Source organism: Bradyrhizobium canariense (assembly GCF_019402665.1).
Lineage (GTDB): Bacteria > Pseudomonadota > Alphaproteobacteria > Rhizobiales > Xanthobacteraceae > Bradyrhizobium > Bradyrhizobium canariense.
Genome location: NZ_VSST01000096.1, coordinates 22,277 through 28,961, shown reverse-complemented (window position 1 = coordinate 28,961; position 6,685 = coordinate 22,277). Strand labels below are relative to the sequence as shown.

Here is a 6,685-nt window from a genome sequence, read left to right as displayed (position 1 = left end):
ATCAGCCACGATCTGCGCACACCGATCACGCGGCTGCGCCTGCGCGCCGAGTTCGTCGAGGACGAAGGCAACCGCAAGCGCATGCTGATCGATCTCGACCAGATGCGATCGATGCTGGAATCCGTTTTGTCGCTATTGCGCAACGACCGCCAGATCGAGGCAGTGACGCTGGTCGACATCGCGAGCACGCTGCAGCTCATCGCCGACCAGTTCGGCGACATGGGTCATGTCGTGCACTATGCCGGCCCGCAATCCGCGACCGCCGTGGCGCGGCCCGACGATCTGCATCGCGGCGTCACCAACCTCGTCGAGAACGCAGTGCGCTTCGGCGCCGAGGTGACGATCCGCCTCGAAATGTCAGGCACCAGCCTCGTCATCGACGTCGAGGACGACGGTCCCGGCATTTCGGATGCGCGCAAGCAGGAGATGCTGGAGCCGTTCGTGCGCGGCGACGACGCCCGCACCATGGACGAGTCCACCGGCTTCGGCCTCGGTCTGTCGATCGCGCGCGCGATCGCCCTCGCCCATGGCGGCGAGCTGTCGCTGCACGACCGCGAGCCGCATGGGCTGATCGTGCGGATGCAATTGCCGGTATGGCAACAGCCGCGGCTGGCGGCCTAACTTCAGGCCGCGAGCGGCGGGTGCTCGAGGGCAGCCTCGTCGAAGATCGCAATCGCCTCGAAGCGATAATTGCAGGCGTGGCAAGTCCAGAGATAGGAGACGCGCCCCTCGCCCGGCTCGATCCAGTCGGGCGTCGGGATCAGCGTGCCGCATTGGGCACAGGGATTGTTTCTGGGCAAATCGTGTTCTGACATGTCGCCGCTGTGGGCTTTGACCATGGTTGATTTTGTCATGGCACCTCTCCCGATTCGCTGGCCGCTACATACTCGCTTTCGTGCGCCCATGCGAATAGACAGGCCTGCTGTCGCGAGTTGTCCGCCTGAGGAAACTCTGACGCCAGCATTGAGTCGTCACAGCGGCTCGGCACCGCGAAAAAATTAACGGCGGCGTTTGGTCACATCATTGCCGCGTTCGGGAGGCCTAAACGGCAGCCGGGCGCAGGCCTTCAATCAGTCTCAGGGACCTCCGGGATATCTGATGAAAATTTTACGTATCGCCGCGCTGCTCGCGGCCGGACTGACGTTGCCACAGGCCGCATTCGCGGGCCAAGCGGAGTACGCCGAGATGGTCGCGGCCCACGCGCGCGCCAACGGTGTGCCGGAGGCGCTGGTGCATCGGGTCATCATGCGCGAAAGCCGCTACCAGCCCGGCCTGGTCGGTCATGGCGGCACCATCGGGCTGATGCAGATCAAGCTCGCGACCGCCCGCGGGGTCGGCTACACCGGCGACGCCGCCGGCCTGCGCGATCCCAACACCAATCTCACCTATGCCGTGAAATATCTCGCCGGCGCGTATCACGCGGCCAATGGCGACCACGCCCGGGCCGTTCGTTATTTCGCCGGCGGCTATTACTACGCCGCAAAGCGGCAGCGGCAAGAGGCCGTACAAGTCGCCAATACGAACGAGGCCAATATGAGCGCCCCTTGGCTCGAGCCGAACGGCAATCCGCAGCCGATATTCGGCGCCGCGCCGCACCGGAAGCTCGCCCAGCGCGTTCGCAACGCTCGGGCACAGACGCCCAGGTAAGTGCGGTTCCCGCCAAACGCGTTGACCACCCAGCCCTGCTGGCATACATTAGAGCCGTTCCGAGGGGTGCTCCGAGGAGGAGCTGAGATACCGCTAAATGGGCAAATCCGCCCAGGACCGCGGTGACCCTTTGAACCTGATCCGGGTCATGCCGGCGAAGGGACAGGGATGTTGCAGACGACCAAGCGACCGGATTCCCCGGTATCCATCATCGGCGCAGGCATTGCTGGCGCCTGGCAGGCCTTGCTGTTCGCGCAGGCCGGCCACGCCGTCATCCTGCACGAGCGCGGTGACGCCGACATGACCGATGCCACCAGCCATTGGGCCGGCGGCATGCTCGCGCCTTATTGCGAGGCGGAGGTTTCCGAACCCATCATCAGCCGCCTCGGCCTGCGCTCGCTCGACATCTGGCGGCGCGAGCTGCCCGACACGCCCTTCAACGGCTCGCTGGTCGTCGCCCACCCGCGCGAGCGCAACGATTTCGAGCGTTTTGCCCGGATGACCGAAGGCCATCGCCGGCTCGATGCCGCCGGCCTTGCCGAGCTCGAGCCGTCGCTCGAAGGCCGCTTCCGCGACGCGCTGTTCTTCCCGACCGAGGGCCATGTCGAGCCGCGCCGCGTGCTCCCGAAACTGCACGCGCGCATCCGCGCCGCCGGCGGCACCATCAAGTTCGAAAGCGACGTCGCCGCGGCCGAACTCGCAAAACTTGATCCTAAAGGCCTCGTGATCGACTGCCGCGGCCTTGCTGCGCGCGACGAGCAGCCTGGCTTACGCGGCGTCAAGGGCGAGATGATCCTGATCGAGACCGCCGAGGTGCAGCTCGCGCGCCCGGTGCGGCTGATTCATCCGCGCTGGCCGCTCTATGTGATCCCGCGCGAGGACAATCTGTTCATGCTGGGCGCGACCTCGATCGAGGCCGAGGACACCGGCGTCAGCGTGCGTTCCGCGCTGGAGCTGTTGGGCGCGGCCTATGCCGTGCACCCCGCCTTCGGCGAGGCCCGCATCGTCGAATTCGGCTCCGGCCTGCGCCCTGCTTTCCCCGACAATCTGCCGCGCATCGGCATCCGCGGCAACACGATCAGCGTGAACGGCCTCTACCGCCACGGCTTCCTGATCGCGCCTGTTCTGGCCGAGCTGACGCTTAGCTTTGTCGAGCGCGGCCAGATCGACAACGAGGTGATGCAATGCGCGTGATCGTGAACGGCGAGCAGCGCGAGGTGAATTCCGCTAGCGTGGACGCGCTACTCAGCGAGCTCGACTACGAAGGCACCCATTTCGCGATCGCGCTCAACTACGACGTCGTGCCGAAGAGCCGCTGGGCCGAGACCGCGCTGAAAGCCGGCGACGAGATCGAGATCATCACACCGCGGCAGGGAGGGTGAGGATGGCTCTCCATTTATCGCCTAGGCGCGCGCCACACATTCCGCTGTCATCGCCCGGCTCGACCGGGCGATCCAGTACGCCGCGGCGTCTCGGTTCTAGCCGCACCGCCTCTGGAATACTGGATCCCCGCCCCCCGTGCCCAATTTGCGCACTAGGCGGGGATGACAGTGTCATTTGGAGAGACACCACATGGTGACCTTCTACGGCAAAACCTTCCCCTCCCGCCTCCTGATCGGCAGCGCGCTCTACCCCTCGCCTGCGATCATGCAGGCGGCGATCCGCGCCTCGGGCTCGAACATCGTCACGGTGTCGCTGCGGCGCGAATCTGCCGGCGGCAAGACCGGCGATGCGTTCTGGAATCTGATCCGCGAGCTCGACGTCACCGTGCTGCCGAACACCGCCGGCTGCCGCAGCGTGCGCGAGGCGGTGACGACGGCCAAGCTCGCACGCGAATTGTTTGGCACATCCTGGATCAAGCTCGAAGTCATCGCCGACAACGACACGCTGCAGCCCGACGTGGTCGGCCTTGTGGAAGCCGCAAGCGTCCTGATCAAGGACGGCTTTGAAGTGTTCCCCTACTGCACCGAGGATCTTTCGGTCGCGAACCGGCTGGTCGATGCCGGCTGCAAGGTGGTGATGCCTTGGGCGGCGCCGATCGGCAGCGCAAAAGGCATCACCAACCGCGATGCGCTCAAGCTGATGCGCGAGCGGCTGCCTGACATCACGCTGGTGGTCGACGCCGGCATCGGCGCGCCCTCGCATGCGGCGCAGGCGCTCGAGCTCGGCTACGACGCCGTGCTGCTCAACACGGCCATCGCAAAAGCCGCCGATCCCGTCGCCATGGCCAATGCCTTCCGCCTCGGTATCGAGGCCGGCCGCACCGCTTACGAAGCCGGGCTGATGAACGCCCGCGATTTCGCCTCCCCTTCCACCCCTGTCGTTGGGACACCGTTCTGGCATGCCGTATCCTGATCGCTTCTATCCCGTCGTCGACAGCCTCGCCTGGGTCGAGCGCCTGACAAAACTCGGCGTCGGCACCATTCAGCTGCGCGCAAAGGACCTCGACGACTCCCAGTCACTCCAGATGGTCACCGATGCGCTGGCGATCACCGCGGGCACGCAAGCCAAGCTCGTCGTCAACGACTATTGGCGCGCCGCGATCGTCGCCGGCGCGAAATATCTGCATCTCGGCCAGGAGGACCTTGCGGACGCCGACCTCGCTGCGATCCGCGAGGCCGGCCTGTCGCTCGGCGTCTCCACCCATGACGATGCCGAGCTTGACACCGCGCTCGCCGCCGAGCCCGATTATGTCGCGCTGGGCCCGATCTTCTTCACCACGCTCAAATCGATGCGCTTCGAACCGCAGGGCATTCCGAAGATCACGGAATGGAAGAAGCGCATCGGCAATATCCCGCTGGTCGCGATCGGCGGCATCAAGTTCGAGCACGCCGCGGAGATCTTTGCCGCCGGCGCGGATTCCATCGCCGTCGTCAGCGACGTCACCCAGAATGCCGACCCGGATGCGCGGGTGCGGCAGTGGCTCGGCCTCTCCGCGGAGGCGGCGTGATGCGCACTCTCTCCCCACACTCCGCGTCATCGCCCGGCTTGACCGGGCGATCCAGTACGCCGCGGCTTCTCGGCTTGAGCCGCACCGTCTCGGAGTACTGGATCCCCGCTTTCGCGGGGATGACAGCGGTATTTGTCTCTCGCGCAGCGACGCCAACGAACTGAATCAAGGAGGATCCCATGAACATCCGCTCCAACCCCGACAAGACCGTCCCCGCCGTCACCACCGGCCCGCTGCCCTCGTCGCGAAAAATCTTCGCCTCGCCCGATGCCGCGCCCGAGCTGCGCGTGCCCCTGCGCGAGATCATCCTGTCCGAGGGTGCCGGCGAGCCGAACCTGCCGGTGTACGACACCTCCGGCCCCTACACCGACCCGAGCGTGACCATCGACGTCAACGCCGGTCTCGCGCGCGGCCGCAAGGCCTGGGTGCTGGAGCGCGGCGGCGTCGAGGAATATCAGGGCCGGCAGATCAAGCCGGAGGACAATGGCAGCGTCTCCACCGACAAGGCCGCGCGCGCCTTCTCGGCCTATCACCAGCCGCTGCGCGGCCTCGACGGCCACAAGATCACGCAGCTCGAATTTGCCCGCGCCGGCATCATCACCAAGGAGATGATCTACGTCGCCGCCCGCGAAAACCTCGGCCGCAAGGAGCAGCTCGAGCGCGCGGAAGCAGCCCTTGCCGACGGCGAAAGTTTTGGCGCCGAAGTCCCCGCCTTCATCACCCCGGAGTTCGTCCGCTCAGAGATCGCGCGCGGCCGCGCCATCATCCCCTGCAACATCAATCACAGCGAACTCGAGCCGATGATTATCGGCCGCAACTTCCTGACCAAGATCAACGCCAATATCGGCAACTCGGCGGTGACGTCATCGGTCGAGGAAGAGGTCGAGAAGATGGTGTGGGCGATCCGCTGGGGCGCCGACACCGTGATGGACCTCTCCACGGGGCGCAACATCCACACCACCCGCGAATGGATTTTGCGCAACGCGCCGGTGCCGATCGGCACCGTTCCGATCTATCAGGCGCTGGAGAAGTGCGACGGCGATCCGGTCAAGCTGACCTGGGAGCTCTACAAGGATACGCTGATCGAGCAGTGCGAGCAGGGCGTCGACTATTTCACCATCCACGCCGGCGTGCGCCTGCAATACATCCACCTCACCGCGAACCGCGTCACCGGCATCGTCAGCCGCGGCGGCTCGATCATGGCGAAGTGGTGCCTGGCGCATCACAAGGAAAGCTTCCTCTACACCCATTTCGACGAGATCTGCGACCTCATGCGCAAGTATGACGTCTCGTTCTCGCTCGGCGACGGCCTGCGTCCGGGCTCGATCGCCGACGCCAACGACCGCGCCCAGTTCGCGGAGCTGGAGACGCTCGGAGAACTCACGAAGATCGCGTGGGACAAGGGTTGCCAGGTCATGATCGAAGGCCCCGGCCACGTGCCGATGCACAAGATCAAGATCAACATGGACAAGCAGCTCAAGGAATGCGGCGAAGCGCCGTTCTACACCCTCGGGCCCCTGACCACCGACATCGCGCCGGGCTACGACCACATCACCTCCGGCATCGGTGCGGCCATGATCGGCTGGTTCGGCTGCGCCATGCTCTGCTACGTCACCCCGAAGGAGCATCTTGGGCTACCCGACCGCAACGACGTCAAGGTCGGCGTCATCACCTACAAGATCGCCGCCCACGCCTCCGATCTCGCCAAGGGTCACCCGGCAGCTCAGCTGCGCGACGACGCGCTGTCACGTGCTCGTTTCGACTTCCGCTGGAGCGACCAGTTCAACCTCGGCCTCGACCCCGACACCGCGAAAAACTTCCACGACGAGACCCTGCCGAAGGAAGCCCACAAGGTCGCGCATTTCTGCTCGATGTGCGGCCCAAAGTTCTGCTCGATGAAGATCACGCAGGACGTGCGGGATTATGCGGCGACGCTGAATGATCCGAACGGCGTGGGCATGTCGATGAGCGGCACCGCCGAGGACGGCATGGCGAAGATGAGCGCGAAGTTCAAGGAGATGGGCTCAAGCGTTTATCTGGATGCGGAGAAGGTGAAGGAGAGTAATCGGGTGTTGTGAGGCAATCACG

The 6,685-nt window shown here is 65.2% G+C and carries 8 protein-coding genes and 1 riboswitch; of the genes, 7 read left to right on the top strand and 1 reads right to left on the bottom strand.

What is annotated here, in order from left to right; all coding sequences use genetic code 11:
• Positions 1–621 (top strand): sensor histidine kinase (locus FXB41_RS38475; protein WP_246649542.1); only part of this gene is annotated, 621 nt, incomplete at its 5' end.
• Positions 622–623: 2 nt separating this feature from the next.
• Here FXB41_RS38475 and FXB41_RS38470 read toward each other — a convergent pair.
• On the bottom strand, positions 624–854 hold the full coding sequence (locus FXB41_RS38470) for a hypothetical protein (RefSeq protein WP_219685491.1): 231 nt from the start codon (positions 852–854) through the stop codon (positions 624–626).
• 244 nt (positions 855–1,098) lie between these two features.
• Between FXB41_RS38470 and FXB41_RS38465 the strand changes: the two genes are divergently transcribed.
• The 6 genes from FXB41_RS38465 (at position 1,099) to thiC (ending at position 6,675) form a co-directional block, all read left to right on the top strand.
• The gene (locus tag FXB41_RS38465; RefSeq protein WP_007600777.1) at positions 1,099–1,647 is read left to right on the top strand and encodes a lytic transglycosylase domain-containing protein; all 549 of its coding nucleotides are present in this window, start codon (positions 1,099–1,101) and stop codon (positions 1,645–1,647) included.
• A gap of 52 nt (positions 1,648–1,699) precedes the next feature.
• Positions 1,700–1,828, top strand: a riboswitch (TPP riboswitch).
• Positions 1,816–2,841 (top strand): FAD-dependent oxidoreductase, encoded by a 1,026-nt coding sequence (locus tag FXB41_RS38460; protein WP_219685490.1) that lies wholly within the window; start codon positions 1,816–1,818, stop codon positions 2,839–2,841. (Overlaps the previous riboswitch by 13 nt.)
• Complete coding sequence (gene thiS, locus FXB41_RS38455) at positions 2,832–3,029, top strand: sulfur carrier protein ThiS (protein ID WP_135175802.1); 198 nt, start codon at positions 2,832–2,834, stop codon at positions 3,027–3,029. Before FXB41_RS38460 ends, thiS begins: the two co-directional genes overlap by 10 nt.
• 190 nt (positions 3,030–3,219) lie before the next feature.
• Complete coding sequence (locus FXB41_RS38450; RefSeq protein ID WP_219685489.1) at positions 3,220–4,002, top strand: thiazole synthase; 783 nt, start codon at positions 3,220–3,222, stop codon at positions 4,000–4,002.
• The gene (locus tag FXB41_RS38445; protein ID WP_018454154.1) at positions 3,989–4,597 is read left to right on the top strand and encodes a thiamine phosphate synthase; all 609 of its coding nucleotides are present in this window, start codon (positions 3,989–3,991) and stop codon (positions 4,595–4,597) included. The genes FXB41_RS38450 and FXB41_RS38445 overlap by 14 nt, the downstream gene beginning before the upstream one ends.
• A 179-nt stretch (positions 4,598–4,776) precedes the next feature.
• The gene (thiC, locus tag FXB41_RS38440; RefSeq protein ID WP_219685488.1) at positions 4,777–6,675 is read left to right on the top strand and encodes a phosphomethylpyrimidine synthase ThiC; all 1,899 of its coding nucleotides are present in this window, start codon (positions 4,777–4,779) and stop codon (positions 6,673–6,675) included.
• Positions 6,676–6,685 lie beyond the last annotated feature (10 nt).